Below are 14,589 nucleotides of genomic sequence, written 5' to 3' on the forward strand. Positions count from 1 at the left end.
TGGAAGGCACATCCGACTTTCGTCGGGAATAGTTAGCAGGGCCTAACCGTGTGCAAGCCTGTCTCGCAGCAGCTTGCCGGTGGCATTCCGGGGCAACTCGTCGACGAACACGACGTCACGCGGCACTTTGAAGCGTGCGAGGTTGCCCTTGACGAACGACTTGAGCTCCTCACCGTCCACTTTGATACCCGGACGGGTGACCACATAGGCCGCCAACCGCTGTCCATAGTCGTCGTCCGGCACCCCGATCACGGCGGCCTCCATGACGCCGTCGTACTCGAGCAGGAGGTTCTCGACCTCGCCGGGGAACACGTTCTCGCCGCCTGAGACGATCATGTCGTCGTTCCTGCCGTCGATGAACAGCAGTCCGCCGTCGTCGAAGTGCCCCAGATCGCCGCTGCTCAGGAGTCCGTCGATGGTCTCCTTGTGTCTGCCGTCGGTGTACCCCTCGAACGAGAGGATGCTGCCAACGAACACCCGACCGACCACGTGCGGTGCGGTGATCCGGTTGCCGTCGTCGTCGAACAGAGCGACCCGGCAGCCGACCGGCGCGCGTCCCACCGTGCCAGGAGCCCGACGCCAGTCGTCCGGCGTGGCGACGGTCGCTACGGCGACCTCTGTGGACCCGTAGAGGTTGTGGATCACGTCGCCGAACGCCTCGGTCGCGCGGTTGCCCAGCTCGGGTGGCAATGCGGATCCCGCGCAGAAAATGATGCGTAATGACGACGTGTCGTACTGGCCGAGTGTTTCCTTTCCGAGATCGACGATTCGCCGCAACATGGTGGGGACGAGCACGAGCGCCGTCGCGTGATTGTCCTGAATCGCGCGCACGGTGGCCTCTGGATCAAACCGTCGCCGAAGGACGACGGTGGACCCGAGCGCGAACGACAACAGGAACTGCGAGAGCCCGGTCCCGTGGAACAGTGGCGCTGCCATGACGGTGCATTCCCCGGTACGCAGAGGAATGCGGTCGAGGAACTGCGCGGCGGCAAGCGGCGAGCGCACGGTCCGCGGCGCCCCCTTCGGGGTGCCGGTGGTACCGCTCGTCAGCAACACCAATCCGCCGGGTGACGGCGGATCGGCCAACGGCCGATCATCAGAGCCGGCGATCAGCTCCTCGATCGTCGTCGTGCCGTCGACTCTGCCGCTGCCCCTGCCGTTGCCGTGCCTGTCCACCAGCCCGTCGCCGCCCTCGGCGTGCTCCTCGTCGACCCAGGCGAGGAACCGAGGCAGGTCGCCGTCGAGTTCGTCGATCAGCTCGGTGAACTCCTGGTCGTGGACGACCGCGCTGATCTTCTCCCGTCGAGCGACGTCCACCAGCTGCCGCTTGGCGAACCCGGTGTTCATGAGCAGGATCCGCGCCCCGAGTTTCCCCGCGGCGACCATGGTGTCCACGGCACCCCGATGATCGCGGGCGAGCAGTGCGATCACGGACCCGGCCCCCAGCCCGTTGGCCATGAAAGCCCTGGCCAACGCGTTGGACCGCGTGTCGATCTGGCGATAGGTCAGTGGACCTAGCTCGTCGACGAGTCCCACAGCCCGATGGTCCCGCCTGGCCGCGACTCTGGCCGCTCCGGCGATCGGCCCAAGTTTCCGCAGCACGAGCAGCGAACGCAACGACTGGTCGGGGCGCGTGACAGGAGCGAGACCTGCTCGTCTGAGCACGTCAAGCCCGCGGATAGCGGTGGGTACCTGCCCGAGTGCCCTCAACACGTCGCCGACCTCCTCGTCGTGCCGTCCACCTGAAGCTACTGGAGAGTTAACTAACGGTCCAGCACACCGTCGGTCACCTCGCCAGTCCCAGCGTGGACGAGCCACACCCGGCCCGTTCACGTCTTCACGTCGATCTCCTTCCTCGAACCCGCCGTGGATGTCTGGGTCCATCCTCCGCGACGAGGCCGAAAATGGCCATTTCGATCACCCGTTCGAGTGAGATCGGCACACAGAACTCTCCACTCGCGCCGGAGTGTCGGTGGAGCGGCGCAGAATGCGGACATGCGGTTCACGGTCATACCGGAAGCAGGTGGAGCCGGGCAGGTGCTCGGTCCATCCGGTGTGCCCGAAACCGTCCCCGACCTGGCCGGATGGATGGCCGGGCGGGACGCGCGGTGGGTCGTGCCCTCGGTCGAGGGGCTCTACCCGGACCTACTCGAGGCCGGCGTGCGCCTCGGTCGGTGTCACGACCTGGCACTCACCGAAGGCATCCTGTTGGCGTTCGAGGAGCGGCCAGGTCGGCCGCGCAACCTGGCGGCGGCGTGGGCCCGCATGCGTGGGCTGACCGAGCCCGACGACCCACGCCCGGCCACCAGGACCGAGCAGCCGACACTGTTCGAGGCCGAGCGGGAACCGGCGCCCGCAGGCACGGACATGCTGTCGGCCGCGGAGGCCGTGTACGACGACCAGCAGCGGCGCATCGCGGCGACCGCGCAGCCGGACCGATTACGCCTGCTCGTGGCCGCCGAGTCGGCGGGCGCGCTGGCGGCCGCGGAGATGACGCACCACGGGCTGCCGTGGCGGGCGGACGTGCACACCGCCCTGCTCACGGAACTGCTCGGGCCGAGGTCGCCGGCGGGCACCCGCCCGAAGGTGCTCGCCGATCTCGCCGAGGAGATCACGGTCGCGTTCGGGCTGGTCGGGGCGCCCGAGTCGCGGCAGGTCAACCCGGACAACCCGGCGAGCCTGGTGCGGGCGTTCGCGCGGGTGGGCATCGAGGTGCCGTCCAGCAGGGCACACGTGCTGAAGGGGATCGACCACCCGGCCGTGGCACCCGTGCTGCGTTACAAGGAGCTGGCGCGGCTGTGGGTGGCACACGGGTGGTCGTGGCTCGACGCGTGGGTGTCCGGTGGGCGGTTCCGTCCGGAGTACGTGGTCGGCGGCGTGGTCTCCGGCCGCTGGGCAACACGTGGTGGCGCGGCGCTCCAACTGCCGAAACAGCTGCGCACGGCCGTCCGCGCGGACGAAGGCTGGTCGCTCGTGGTGGCCGACGCCGCGCAGCTCGAGCCACGGGTGCTCGCGGCGCTCGCGGGCGACCGCAGGCTCGCGGACGTGTCGCGGGGCGTCGACCTGTACGCGGGCCTGGCCGCGGAGGTGTTCGACGGCGACCGGGGGCACGCGAAGATCGCGATGCTGTCGGCCATGTACGGCGGCACCAGCGGCGGCGCCGGTCCGCTGCTGGCCAAGCTACGCAAACGGTTCCCGCAGGCCGTGGAGTACGTGGAGGCGGCGGCCAGGGCGGGCGAGGAAGGTCAGGTGGTCCGATCCCGCCTTGGCCGCACCTCGCCACCGCCGTCGGAGAAGTGGCGTGCCCTGATGGGCAACCCGGACGCCGACGAACAACGTTCCCGCCAGGCCGCTCGCGACTGGGGGCGCTTCACCCGCAACTTCGTGGTGCAGGCGAGCGCCGCCGACTGGGCACTGACCATGCTGGCGACGCTCCGCCAGCGGTTGGTGGACACGAACGCACAACTGGTCTTCTTCCAACATGATGAGGTGATGATCCATTGTCCTGACGACACAACTGAATACGTGGCCAACGCGATGCGCGCTGCCGCCACGGAGGCGTCCCGCCTGGTCTTCGGCGACACCCCGGTCCAGTTCCCCCTGGAAGCGGCGATAGTCGACTGCTACGCCGACGCGAAGTGACCGGACCGAATCCCGAGCACGGGCAGGCTCGGTCACGCGGAAGGGTCAGGTTCGGCGCAGGGTGTCCGGCGACAGGTCGGCGAGGGTGCGGTTGCCCGACAGTCCGAGTGTGAGATCGAGGTCCGCGAGGACGCTGCGCACGACGTGGCGAACGCCGTCCTCACCGCCGAGGCCGAGGCCGTACACGTACGGACGGCCGAGGAGCACGGCCTTGGCGCCGAGGGCGAGCGCCTTGACGACATCGGCACCGGTGCGGATGCCGGAGTCGAAGAGGACGTCCAGGCGGTCACCGACGGCCGCGGCTATCTCGGGGAGCATGTCGAGTGCGGCCACGGCGCCATCCACCTGGCGACCACCGTGGTTGGACACGACGATGCCGTCCATGCCGGCGTCGCTGGCGCGGCGAGCGTCGTCCACGTGCTGGATGCCCTTGAGCACGATCGGACCGTCCCAGTGTTCGCGGAGGAACGGCAGCTGGTCCCAGCGCTTGTCCGTGCCGGTGAACATCGGGATCCACTGGAGGATGGCCGCGGTCGGGTCCTCCTCCGGTGACTTCGCCAGCAGGGCGCGGAAGGCCGGGTCGGAGAAGGGGACGGCGTTGCCGATGCCGCGGATGAAGGGCAGGTAGGCCTGGTCGAGGTCGTTGGGCCGCCAGGCGAGCGTCCACGTGTCGAGGGTGACGACGAGCGCCGAGAACCCGGCGGCCTTGGCCCGGTGGAGGATGCTGATGGTGACGTCGTTGTCGTTTGGCCAGTACAGCTGGTACCAGCGTGGGCCGTCTCCGTTGGCCTCGGCGACCTCCTCGATGGTGTGCGACGACGCGGTGGAGAGCACCATGGTGATCCCCAGCGCGGCGGCGGCACGCGCCGTGGCCAGCTCGCCGTCGGGGTGGACGATCGACTGCACGCCGACCGGGGCGAGCAGCACCGGAGCCGGCATGGACTGTCCGAGCACCGTGGCGCCGAGGTCCCGAGTGGTGGCGTCCGTCAGCATGCGCGGCACGATCCGCCACCGGTCGAACGCCTCCCGGTTGGCGGCCACGGTCGCACCGGACCCCGCGCCACCGACCACGTACCCGAAGGGACCGGGGTCGAACGTCTCGCGGGCGAGCCCTTCGAGCCGCGTCGGATCGGTCGTGAACGGCGGCAGCTTGTCGCCGAGCCCCTGGAGGTAGATCTCGTTCTGGTACCCGCCGAACTGCACAGCCACGCCGCCGCTCCTAGATCGTGATCGCGAACCGGGAGCCCATTGAACAACACTCGGGCGGCCGGTTACCGCCCCTGGGGTCCGGACGACTGGCCGCCCTGGGGACCGGAGTTGTCCGGCCGATCTTCGGGGCTCCGGGGGGCGGGCGGCTCGGCAGGCGACCTGGGGCCGAACTGCGGCCCCTGCTGGGGAACTGCACCCTGTGGTGCGAACCCATCGCCTGCCGGGGCGGCAAATCCGACCGGCGGGCTGGCAGGTGCTTCGCCCAGCGAGCCGGGTGCCCCGGACTGCGCGGCGCGGTCGTTGGGTGGGCTGGCAGGTGCTCCGCCCAGCGGGCCGAGGCCGTTGGGCGGGCTGGCCGGTCCGCTGAACCAGCCGGGAGGTTCGGTGTTCGGGATGTCTCCCCCGGCTGAGGCGCTGGGGCCGTTTGGTGGGGAGTCGGGCGTGGCTGGGCTGTCGGAAGGGCTGGTCGACTGGGGGCCCGTGGTCGTCGTGGCGCCGAAGGGTGGTTCGCCCATGGTGGGGTTGGGGACGAAGGTGGCTGGGGGCGGGGTGGGTGAGCCGTTTGGTGACGGCTGGCCGTAGCCGGAGGCGGGCCCCGAGCCGTAGCCGGAAGCGGCTGCCGAGCCGTGCCCGAAGGCGGGCGCCGACTCATGGCCAGACGTTGGCGCCACCCCATAGCCAGAAGCGGGTGCCGAGTTGTAGCCCGAGGCGGGCGCCGAGCCGTAGCCGGAACTCGCCGCCGAGCCATGGCCCGCAACGGCTGCCGGGCCGTGGCCGGAGGTGGGCGCCGAGTCATAGCCGGACGTGGGTGCCGGGCCATGGGCAGAAGCGGGTGCTGAACCGTAGCCAGCCGCGGACGGCGGGCCGTAACCACCTGTGGGTGTCGGACCGTAGCCGGCAACGGATGGTGGACCGTAACTGCCCGGGGCAGGTTGGCCGTAAGCGCCTGCCGGTTGGCCGTAACCGCCGGTCGGTGGGGTGTAGCCGTTGGCCTGTGGCTGGGCATGGGCGGGTGCGGATGGTGAGCCGTTGTCGTAGATCTGCGGTTGGCCGTAGGCGGAACCCGCGAGCGCGCCGTTGCCCAGGGCCGGGATCGGGCCGCTGTCGGGCGACGGGTGCTGGCCGCCGGGTGTCGAGGGTGTGCCGGGGCCGGTGGCCGGGGCTGAGGCGTAACCGGGCGTCGACGGTGGGCCGTATCCGTGAGCGGGAGGTGGGCCATAGCCGGGCGCGGGAGGCGGGCCGTACCCGGTGGCCGGCGGTAAGGCCCCGGCTGGGGGCGGACCGTAGCCGGGGGGCGGGGGCAACGTCGACGGGTCGACGGTCGTCGGGGACTTGTCCTTGCTGAAAGCGGCGCTGAGGACCACCATCAGGATCCCCAGAGCCCCCAGGCCGAGGCCGAGGCCTGGTTGCCAGTCTTCCGACCACATCAGCAGCCTGAACTGGAAGTCAGTGAAGTGGAGCACTGCCGAACCCAGTCCGAGTACGGCCAGCCAGGCGCCTAGACCACGCACGATCATCTCCCCGGTCTCGAGGCAGGGGTTTGCATCCCAACGACGCGCGGGAACGGCCCTCGGTTCCGCCTCTACCTCGTCCACATTCGACGCAGTGCCGCGGATGGGACAATCACCGCTATCAGGGCGCTCACCAGGGCCACCAGCAGCAACGGCTTCACTACCGGGCCCAGCGCCACCAGCACCGTCCACACGAGCAGCGACACCGCTGACAGTGCCAACGCGCCTGCCGAGACCGCGGCCAGTGGGAGTTTCGAGTACAGGACCGCGGGCGTTACCGCGGCTCCGTCCGGTAGGCGGGTCCAGCCCCTCCATGCGCGCAGGCCGACGAACAGGAACACCCCCAGGCCGTACCACGCCAAGAACGACGCCGACGACGCCAGCAGCAGGACCGCCACCCCCAGTGCCTGCCACACGGCAGGTCGGCGGACGGCCAGGTACCACGACACCCGGTGGACTCGTTCGAACTTCGGCGTGCTCCGCGAACGAACTGGGCGGCGTTTGCGGCGGGGGTCGTCACCGGGTCGGCTGACCACCCGGTGCAGCTTCGCGGTCACGTCCCTGTTGGACGGGTCCAGCCGGACGGCGTCCTGGTACGCCGTCTCGGCCAGCATCCAGTCGTGGGCGAGCATGGCCGCGTCGCCGAGGACCTCGTGGGTCCTCGGCTCCGTGGGGGCCCGCTCGACGGCGGCCCTGGCGGCCTGGACCGCCTGTTCTGGCTCCTGGTGGGCCAGTGCCTCCGAGAGGATCACCAGGCCACGCCAGTCGTCCGGCTCGCGGCGCACCGCCTCGGCTGCCGAGACCACCGCCTCTTCGTAGCGACCCAGCTCCAGGAGGGAGAGGCTCGCGAGGCGGTGCGCCCACGCCGGTTCGCCCAGCGCCATAGCCCGTTTGGCCGCGTCCAGTGACTCCCGGGCCTCGCCGATGTCCAGGTATGCGGCCGACAGCCGGCACCACGCCACCGCGTGCCCGGGATCCACTTCCAGGGCCGATTCGAGCACGGCGATGGCGGCTCGCAGCCTGCCCTCGTCGGACAGCCGCGCCGCCCTCATCAGCACCGCGTCGATCGAACCGTCAGATGTCATCGTCATCCGGCATTTGCCTCCCGATGGGCTTACCCCATCAGGCTCGCCAGATCCGCGTCAACCAGCTTCGCAGGTTCGACACGCACACGCTGGTCCACAAGGGCCTGCAGCGTGTCGCCGTCGTCCCACATGTTGACGTTCATCGCGGCCTGTACGGCGCCGTCACGCAACCAGAACGCGATGAACTCGCGTCCGGTCAGGTCACCACGCACCACCAGCTCGTCACCGAACGGATCGGCCAGTCCTCGGAACTCCATGCCCAGGTCGTACTGGTCGGAGAAGAAGTACGGGCTCGCGGCGAACGGCTCGCTCGCGCCGAGGACGTTCTGTGCGACGTGGGCACCCTGGTCCTTGGCGTTGGCCCAGTGCTCCACGCGGATGCGCCTGCCGAGCCTCGGGTGGGCGTGCGCGGCGATGTCACCGACGGCGAACACGTCCGGAGCGGACGTCCTCAGTGTCGCGTCGACCTGGACACCGCCGTCGTCGGACAACGCCAGTCCGGCCTCCTGCGCGAGGTCGGTCCTCGGCTCGGCACCGACCGCCACCAGCACGAGGTCGGCGGGCAGCTCGGTGCCGTCCTCCAGCCGCACGGCCGTCGCCTTCCCGTCGGCACCGGCGTACTCCACGACGCCGGTGTCCATGCGGAACGTGACGCCCTGCGACTCGTGCAGCGCGCGGAACACCCCGGACACCGTGTCGCCGAGCACGCGGTGCAGCGGGTGGGCCAGCGTGTCGACCACGGTCACGTTCGCGCCGTGCTTGCGTGCCGCGGCGGCGACCTCGCAGCCGATCCAGCCCGCGCCGATGATCACGATGTTGCGGCCCTCGGTCAGCTCCTGTCGCAGCGAACGCGCGTCGTCGAGCCTGCGCAGTCTGCGGACGTTGTCGAAGTCGTTGCCGGGCACCCGCAGGCGGCGCGGCGTCGAGCCCGTCGCGAGCACGAGCCGGTCCCAGGACTCGGCCGTGCCGTCGACGTCGACCGTGCGGTCGCCGACGTTCACGGCACCCACCCGGGTGCCGAGCCGCAGGTCGATGTTCTTCTCGCCGTAGAAGGACTCGTCGTGCACCCAGTCGGGGTCATCTGTGTCGCCGAGCAGGATGCCCTTCGACAGCGCGGGCAGCTCGTAGGGGCGGTGCCGCTGTTCGCCGATGAGCAGTACTTCGCCGTCGTAGCCCTGCTCGCGCAGCGCACCGGCGGCCGAGGCACCCGCGAGACCGGTACCCACGATCACGATGCGGCGCGGTTCAACCATGGTGAGTCATACCTTCCTTCCGATGGACGAAAACGCGTCACGACAACGTCGTCGCGACGTCTGACTGTTAAACGACAAGCACGCGCAGGTGGATCAACTGCCGGAGGGTGAGCAAGGTGACCAGTCACAAGGAATGGTCGATCACGTGTCGGGACGTCGCAGGCCGACGCCGCGACCTCACCGTGTTCGTCCGGCAGGGCCGGGTGGTGCTGGTCGCCCCGCCGGGTGAGACCGCCGTGCTCAACCCGCTCGATGTCGGTCGCCTCCGTGCCGTCCTCCGCGACGCGGTGGTGGACGCGTCGCGGACGCCGGAAAGCTGAACCCTACGCCCCTGACCAGGTATGCACCGGTTCGTTCGTGTGCATGTGGGTGGCGTACCGGCGGACCATCTCCCGCAACGCCTGCTCGCGGGACACGCCACGGGACTCCTCGATCGACCGCACGGTGTCCACCTGCCAGGTCGCCCCGTTGCGACCCGAGATGCACCGCTGCTCGATCACACCGAGTAGCCGGTCTCGTTCCGCCGGCGCCACGCCCCAGGCGTCGAGGCCGGAGTGCGCCAGCGGGAGCAGCCGTCGCAGCACCAACTCGGTGACCGGCACGTCACCGATGCCGGGCCAGTAGACCCGCCCGCCGATCCCGCTCTTGGCCGCGGCGTGGAAGTTCTCCTCCGCCGCCGAGAAGCTCATCTGCGTCCACAGTGGACGTTCTTGGTCGGCCAGCGCCCTGACCAGCCCGAAGTACAGCGCGGCGTTCGCCATCACGTCGACACACGTCGGCCCGGCGGGCAGCACCCGGTTCTCCACCCGCAGGTGCGGCCGGTTCTCGACCACGTCGTAGATGGGTCGGTTCCAGCGGTAGATCGTGCCGTTGTGCAGGCGCAGCTCGGGCAGCTCCGGCGCGTCGCCCGCCTCGAGCACCGCGACCGGGTCCTCCTCGTCCCACAGCGGCAGCAGCGCCGGGTAGTAGCGCACGTTCTCCTCGAACAGGTCGAAGATCGACGTGATCCACCGGTCGCCGAACCACACGCGCGGGCGCACACCCTGCGCCTTCAGCTCCTCGGGCCGGGTGTCGGTGGACTGCTCGAACAACGCGATGCGACTCTCGGCCCACAGCTGCTTGGCGAACAGGTACGGCGAGTTGGCACCCAGCGCGACCTGCACGCCCGCGACGACCTGCGAGGCGTTCCAGAAGTCCGCGAAGCGCTCCGGCGCCACCTGGAGGTGGTACTGGACGCTCGTGCACGCCGACTCCGGCGCGATCGTGTCCGCCTGGGTCACCAGCCGCTCCTCACCGGCGATGTTGATCTCCAGGTCCTCACCGCGCGCGGCGAAGATCTGCTCGTCGAGCAGCTTGTAGCGCTGGTTCGACGACAGCGTCTCGGCGTTCATGTGATCGTGCCGCAGCGTCGGCAGGATGCCGATCATCACGATGTGCGTGTCGACCGAGTTGGCGTGGGTCTCCGCCGCGTTCAGCGAGGCACGCAGGCTGTCCTCGAAGCGGGACAGCCCGTCGGGGCCCAGCTCGTTCGGGGCCAGGTTGATCTCGATGTTGAACTGGCCGAGCTCGGTCTGGAAGTCCGGGTCCGCGATCGCGGCCAGGACGTCCTCGTTCCTCATGGCCGGATCGCCCGCCGCATCGACCAGGTTCAGCTCGACCTCCAGCCCCGACATCGGCCGGTCGGTGTCGAAGGCCGACTGCTTGAGCATCTGGGCGAAGACGTCCAGGTCAAGCCGTACCTTCTCGCGAAACCGCTGCCGGTCGGCGCGGGTGAACTCGGTCCGTTCGACATCCTTGCCCATCCGCAATCGCCTCACTAGGTGCAAGCTGGTCCAGGGAAGCCTGACGCCAAGCCTTTACCCCCGCAAGCTGCGAGATCAAACAACGGTACCGGGATAAGCTGCGTCAGGTGACGGACAGTTTGGTGTGGATCGACTGCGAGATGACCGGCCTCGACCTCAGCAAGGACGCGCTGGTCGAGATCGCCGTGCTGGTGACCGACTCAGAGCTCAACATCATCGACGAAGGCGTCGACATCGTCATCCACGCCGACGATGCCGTACTGGACACCATGCCGGACATCGTGCGGGAGATGCACGCCAACTCGGGCCTGACACCGCTGGTCAGGGCGTCGGCGGTGAGCGTGGCCGAGGCCGAGCTGCAGGTGCTCGACTACGTGCGCGGGCACATCCCGGACCCGCGCACCGCGCCCCTGTGCGGCAACTCCATCGCCACGGACCGCGGCTTCATCGCCCGCGACATGCCCGCGCTGGACGCCCACCTGCACTACCGGATGATCGACGTGTCCTCGATCAAGGAGCTGTGCAGGCGCTGGTACCCGCGCATCTACTACGCGCAGCCCGACAAGGGGCTGACCCACCGGGCGCTCGCCGACATCAAGGAGTCGATCCGCGAGCTCAGGTACTACCGGGGCACCGCGTTCGTCCCCCAGCCCGGACCGTCGAGTGACCAGGCAAAAGCCGTGGCAGAGGCCCTGATGAAGGCCAAAGCATAACCGTTTGCCAACCCCCGGAACCGGCACGTTACGATATGTCCGCCGGTCCCGGTGGAGCGGCGATGGTGGGTGTAGCTCAGCTGGTAGAGCACCTGGTTGTGGTCCAGGATGTCGCGGGTTCAAGTCCCGTCACTCACCCCAGTGTTCGCGCAGGTCAGAGGCGGTCGCGTCGGAGTTTTCCTCCCGCGCGGTCGCCTTTCTCGTTGGGGCGATGCTCCGGTTGATCTCTTGAGCGTGACTCCTCTCGTTCACCTCCCGGTCGCCTCGTGGCGGCAGGCTCCCCGGGTGCCAGTTGCTGCTCCCTCGCGGGCGGAGCTGCGGGGGGAACGGTTCGCCGGCCGGATGGCGTGGGTCGTCCGTCGGCTTCCCTTCGGGCTCGCCCGGGTCGTCCCGGTCGATCTGCTCGGGTTCGCGACCGTGAACGCGTTCTGCTTCGCGGTGGACATCCTGCTTTTGTCGGTCCTGCGTTCGGGGCTGTCACTGCCGCTGTGGATCTCTGTTTCCGTCGCATATGCCTGCGCCTTCGCGGTAAGTTTCCTCCTCAACCGGACGTTGAACTTTCGGTCGCATGCGGCAGTCGGGCCCCAGGCCGGCCTGTTCGCCGTCGTCGTGGTGGTCGACTACCTCGCGCTGATCCTCGGCGTCGGGACCGGATTGGCCGCGCTCGGCGTCGACTACCGGCTGGCCCGGGTCGCGGCAGGGGCGTGCGAGGCCGGGTACATGTACTGCGCCATGCGGTTTCTGGTGTTTCGTCCGCGCCGGGTTCCGGATCTCGCTACGGATTGACGCCTTTCCTGATTCTTCGTGGATCGCGCCCGCATGTCTGTAACAGGCAGCAACATCGGGACGACGAATTCGGTGACTGACGGTGATCGCTGTTGGTCAGGGCAATTGTCGAAAGTCGGGAAATGACTCAGAAATCCGTTGACGGGACGACTCCTCCGCGGGTGGGCGCGGTGCGGGCCATGCTCTGCGTGGGACTTCTCGGTTCCGCCGCCACCGTCGCCCTCGGCCCGGACCCGGCTGCGGTGACCTGGGCCGCCTGCGGCGTGTTCCTCGCCTGCCTGGTCGCCGTCGTGTTCCGTGCCCTCGGCCGGGCCTCCAGGCGTGTCGACGCCATCCTCGGCGACGTGCTCACCAGCGAGAAGTCCCCCGCTGACGAGCCGTCACCCGAGTTGCGGAAGACCGCCTGACGTTACTTCTTGCCACCCGCCGCCCACTGGTCCCACGGGACCTGCCAGTCGCCGAGGCCGTCCCACGACTCCAGCACCGGGCCGCCACTGTTCTGGACGACGATCACGTCACCCTTGTTCGAGATGCTCTGTAACCAGCGGGCGTTCTCCGTGGTCATGTTGATGCACCCGTGACTCACGTTGCGGTGCCCCTGGTCGCCGACCGACCACGGCGCCGAGTGGTAGAAGATCCCGCTGTTCGACATGCGGCTCGCCACCGCGACCGTGGTCCGGTAGCCGTTCGCCGCGTCCGCCGGGACGCCGTAGGTGCTCGAGTCCATCGTGTAGTCCGTGTGCTCGCTCATCACGACGTAGGTGCCCACCGGCGTCTCGTGGCCCGGCTTGCCCATCGAGATCGGGATGGTGCGGACCACGGCGCCGTTGACGGTCACCGTCATCTGATGGGTGGCGCCGTCCGCGTTGGCGACCACTGCGTCACCGACGGTGACGACCGCCGTGCGGCTGTCGTTGCCGTAGACGCCGTTGCCGAAGTCCCTGCCGTAGATCGAGGCGTTGATCGTGATCCTGGTGCCTGCCGCCCAGTACTCCTTCGGACGCCAGTGCACCTCCTTGTCGGAGTACCAGTAGAAGGCGCCCTCGGCCGCCGGCTCACTGTGGACCTGGATCGCCTGCTGGGCCGCCGCCTTGTTGGCCACGGGGGCGTCGAAGTAGAACGCGAGCGGCTGGCCGACCCCGACGACCTGCCCGTCCAGCGGGTTCATCGACAGGTCGGCCTTGACGCGGGGCGCCGCGGTGCTGAACACGGACGTGACCGTGGCGTCCTTACCGTCCGTGCCCCTGCCGGTGGCGGTAGCCGTGTAGGTCTTGCCGAAGCCGAGCGGCTCGGTCGTCTGCCAGGTGGTGGCGTCCGGCGACAGGACGCCTGCCACCGGCTGCCCGGCCTCGTTGACCACCAGGACCTGGGTGACCTTGCCGTCGACGGCCGCGATGGTGACCGGCGCGCCCGGCTCGACGCCTGCCGCCCTGTCTCCCGGCGCGATCGTGAGCGCGACCGGCTTCCTGGGCGGCGCCGGCCTGGCGCTCGACGTCGAGCGGGGCTTCGCGTCGTCGCCCTGCTCTCCGGAGGCGGAACTGCTGGTACAGGACGTGACCAGCAACACGGCCAGCACAGCCACTCCGCCGAGGAGTAAGCCGGATCGTCCGGTCCGCGTCATGTCGAACCCCCATTCGCCAAGGTCGTCACCCGACAGTGTGCCCGATAGGTCCAACCTCCAGACCACGAGATCCACCCGGAAGGGGAATCCGGTTTCGGGGGGTCATGGGGGGCGTGATAGCGTTCCTACGTCGCGCTGGAGCACACCACTCCACACGCGCCGCTAGCTCAATTGGCAGAGCAGCTGGCTCTTAACCAGCGGGTTCGGGGTTCGAGTCCCTGGCGGCGTACCATCAGACCCCAGGTCAACATTCATGTTGACCTGGGGTTATGTCGTTTCGAGTGCTGTTTCTCGCTCGTTCCGACCGTCCATCTCGGGCTGATGCGTGCCCGAGAATGTTGATCTTGGTTCGCGGGATTATCCGGGCCGTGGCCTTGGCAGCCGAGTGCGCCAGTTCTGGAAGCACGTTGGTGTACAGGTCGCTGGTAGTGGTGATCGAGGCGTGCCGGAGCATGTGCTGGACGACCTTCATGTCCACCCCCGCCGCGAGGGCGATGGTCGCCGCGCCGTGACGCAGGTCATGCAGCCAGATCGGCGGCAACCCAACCTGCTGAGCCAGGAACTTGAACCGCTCAGTGACGTCGGCGGGGGTGCAGCGGGCCGCTGTCTTCCTCGGTGAACACCAACCCCGTCTCCACCCACTTCACCCCGACAGTCTCCCGCTCGACGCCCTGACGCTTCCAATGCGCGTGCGGGATCAGCGCGGTGTCGGCGTCGAGGGCCACCGTGGCCGCGGAGTCGTCGGGCTTGGAGTGTCCATGCCGGTCTCCCAGCCGTACTCCACGAACTGGTTGAACACGTCGATCGACCCGGCGTCGAGATGTGTATCGATCCAGCGCTGCCCAGGCTTCGCACCGCGCCGACATCATCGATCAGGTCGGCGCCGACCTGATCGTGCTGCCACCGCATGAGGCCCAGGAGACACTGCGCGAGCACTACCACCGCCAGCGGGAATGGGCGTTGGCCG

At 69.1% G+C, this 14,589-nt stretch carries 12 protein-coding genes, 2 tRNA genes and 1 pseudogene; 8 read left to right on the plus strand and 7 right to left on the minus strand.

Annotated elements, in window-relative coordinates; genetic code table 11:
- Nucleotides 1–42 precede the first annotated feature (42 nt).
- Complete coding sequence (locus CLV71_RS15245; RefSeq protein WP_133903413.1) at nucleotides 43–1,884, minus strand: acyl-CoA synthetase; 1,842 nt, start codon at nucleotides 1,882–1,884, stop codon at nucleotides 43–45.
- Nucleotides 1,885–1,995: 111 nt separating this feature from the next.
- Here CLV71_RS15245 and CLV71_RS15250 point away from each other — a divergent pair, with 111 nt between their 5' ends.
- Nucleotides 1,996–3,642 carry a bifunctional 3'-5' exonuclease/DNA polymerase gene (locus tag CLV71_RS15250; RefSeq protein ID WP_133903414.1) on the plus strand — a complete coding sequence of 549 codons (1,647 nt, stop codon included), beginning with the start codon at nucleotides 1,996–1,998 and terminating at the stop codon, nucleotides 3,640–3,642.
- 45 nt (nucleotides 3,643–3,687) lie between these two features.
- On the opposite strand, the gene CLV71_RS15255 is transcribed toward CLV71_RS15250, so the two are convergent.
- Nucleotides 3,688–4,851, minus strand: a complete 1,164-nt coding sequence (locus CLV71_RS15255) for a lactate 2-monooxygenase (RefSeq protein WP_133903415.1) — start codon at nucleotides 4,849–4,851, stop codon at nucleotides 3,688–3,690.
- Nucleotides 4,852–5,292: 441 nt separating this feature from the next.
- Here CLV71_RS15255 and CLV71_RS47655 point away from each other — a divergent pair, with 441 nt between their 5' ends.
- Nucleotides 5,293–5,433, plus strand: coding sequence for a hypothetical protein (locus CLV71_RS47655; protein ID WP_166664106.1), 141 nt, complete (start codon nucleotides 5,293–5,295; stop codon nucleotides 5,431–5,433).
- Nucleotides 5,434–6,433: 1,000 nt separating this feature from the next.
- On the opposite strand, the gene CLV71_RS15260 is transcribed toward CLV71_RS47655, so the two are convergent.
- Nucleotides 6,434–7,453 (minus strand): tetratricopeptide repeat protein, encoded by a 1,020-nt coding sequence (locus CLV71_RS15260; RefSeq protein ID WP_133903416.1) that lies wholly within the window; start codon nucleotides 7,451–7,453, stop codon nucleotides 6,434–6,436.
- 23 nt (nucleotides 7,454–7,476) lie between these two features.
- Nucleotides 7,477–8,700: an NAD(P)/FAD-dependent oxidoreductase gene (locus CLV71_RS15265; RefSeq protein ID WP_133903417.1), complete on the minus strand. Its 1,224-nt coding sequence runs from the start codon at nucleotides 8,698–8,700 to the stop codon at nucleotides 7,477–7,479.
- Between the two features lie 116 nt (nucleotides 8,701–8,816).
- On the opposite strand from CLV71_RS15265, the gene CLV71_RS15270 reads away from it, so the two are divergent.
- A complete protein-coding gene (locus CLV71_RS15270) occupies nucleotides 8,817–9,020 on the plus strand; it encodes a hypothetical protein (RefSeq protein WP_133903418.1) in 204 nt (67 codons plus the stop codon).
- Nucleotides 9,021–9,023: 3 nt separating this feature from the next.
- On the opposite strand, the gene CLV71_RS15275 is transcribed toward CLV71_RS15270, so the two are convergent.
- Entirely contained in the window at nucleotides 9,024–10,502 is a 1,479-nt protein-coding gene (locus tag CLV71_RS15275; protein WP_133903419.1) for a glutamate-cysteine ligase family protein, read from the minus strand.
- 107 nt (nucleotides 10,503–10,609) lie between these two features.
- Here CLV71_RS15275 and orn point away from each other — a divergent pair, with 107 nt between their 5' ends.
- From orn to CLV71_RS15295, 4 genes are all read left to right on the plus strand, one after another.
- Nucleotides 10,610–11,215, plus strand: a complete 606-nt coding sequence (gene orn / locus CLV71_RS15280) for an oligoribonuclease (RefSeq protein WP_133903420.1) — start codon at nucleotides 10,610–10,612, stop codon at nucleotides 11,213–11,215.
- 65 nt (nucleotides 11,216–11,280) lie between these two features.
- Nucleotides 11,281–11,356, plus strand: a tRNA-His gene (locus CLV71_RS15285).
- A gap of 201 nt (nucleotides 11,357–11,557) precedes the next feature.
- Nucleotides 11,558–12,001, plus strand: a complete 444-nt coding sequence (locus tag CLV71_RS15290; RefSeq protein WP_133903421.1) for a GtrA family protein — start codon at nucleotides 11,558–11,560, stop codon at nucleotides 11,999–12,001.
- 122 nt (nucleotides 12,002–12,123) lie between these two features.
- The gene (locus CLV71_RS15295) at nucleotides 12,124–12,408 is read left to right on the plus strand and encodes a hypothetical protein (RefSeq protein WP_133903422.1); all 285 of its coding nucleotides are present in this window, start codon (nucleotides 12,124–12,126) and stop codon (nucleotides 12,406–12,408) included.
- A 2-nt stretch (nucleotides 12,409–12,410) separates the two neighbouring features.
- On the opposite strand, the gene CLV71_RS15300 is transcribed toward CLV71_RS15295, so the two are convergent.
- Nucleotides 12,411–13,577, minus strand: a complete 1,167-nt coding sequence (locus tag CLV71_RS15300) for a L,D-transpeptidase (protein ID WP_243866476.1) — start codon at nucleotides 13,575–13,577, stop codon at nucleotides 12,411–12,413.
- 201 nt (nucleotides 13,578–13,778) lie between these two features.
- On the opposite strand from CLV71_RS15300, the gene CLV71_RS15305 reads away from it, so the two are divergent.
- A tRNA-Lys gene (locus CLV71_RS15305) sits at nucleotides 13,779–13,854 on the plus strand.
- Between the two features lie 12 nt (nucleotides 13,855–13,866).
- Here CLV71_RS15305 and CLV71_RS50645 read toward each other — a convergent pair.
- Nucleotides 13,867–14,238, minus strand: a pseudogene (locus tag CLV71_RS50645) (tyrosine-type recombinase/integrase); the annotation flags it as partial.
- Nucleotides 14,239–14,589 lie beyond the last annotated feature (351 nt).

It is taken from the genome of Actinophytocola oryzae, from assembly GCF_004364325.1.
Taxonomy (GTDB): Bacteria; Actinomycetota; Actinomycetes; order Mycobacteriales; family Pseudonocardiaceae; genus Actinophytocola; species Actinophytocola oryzae.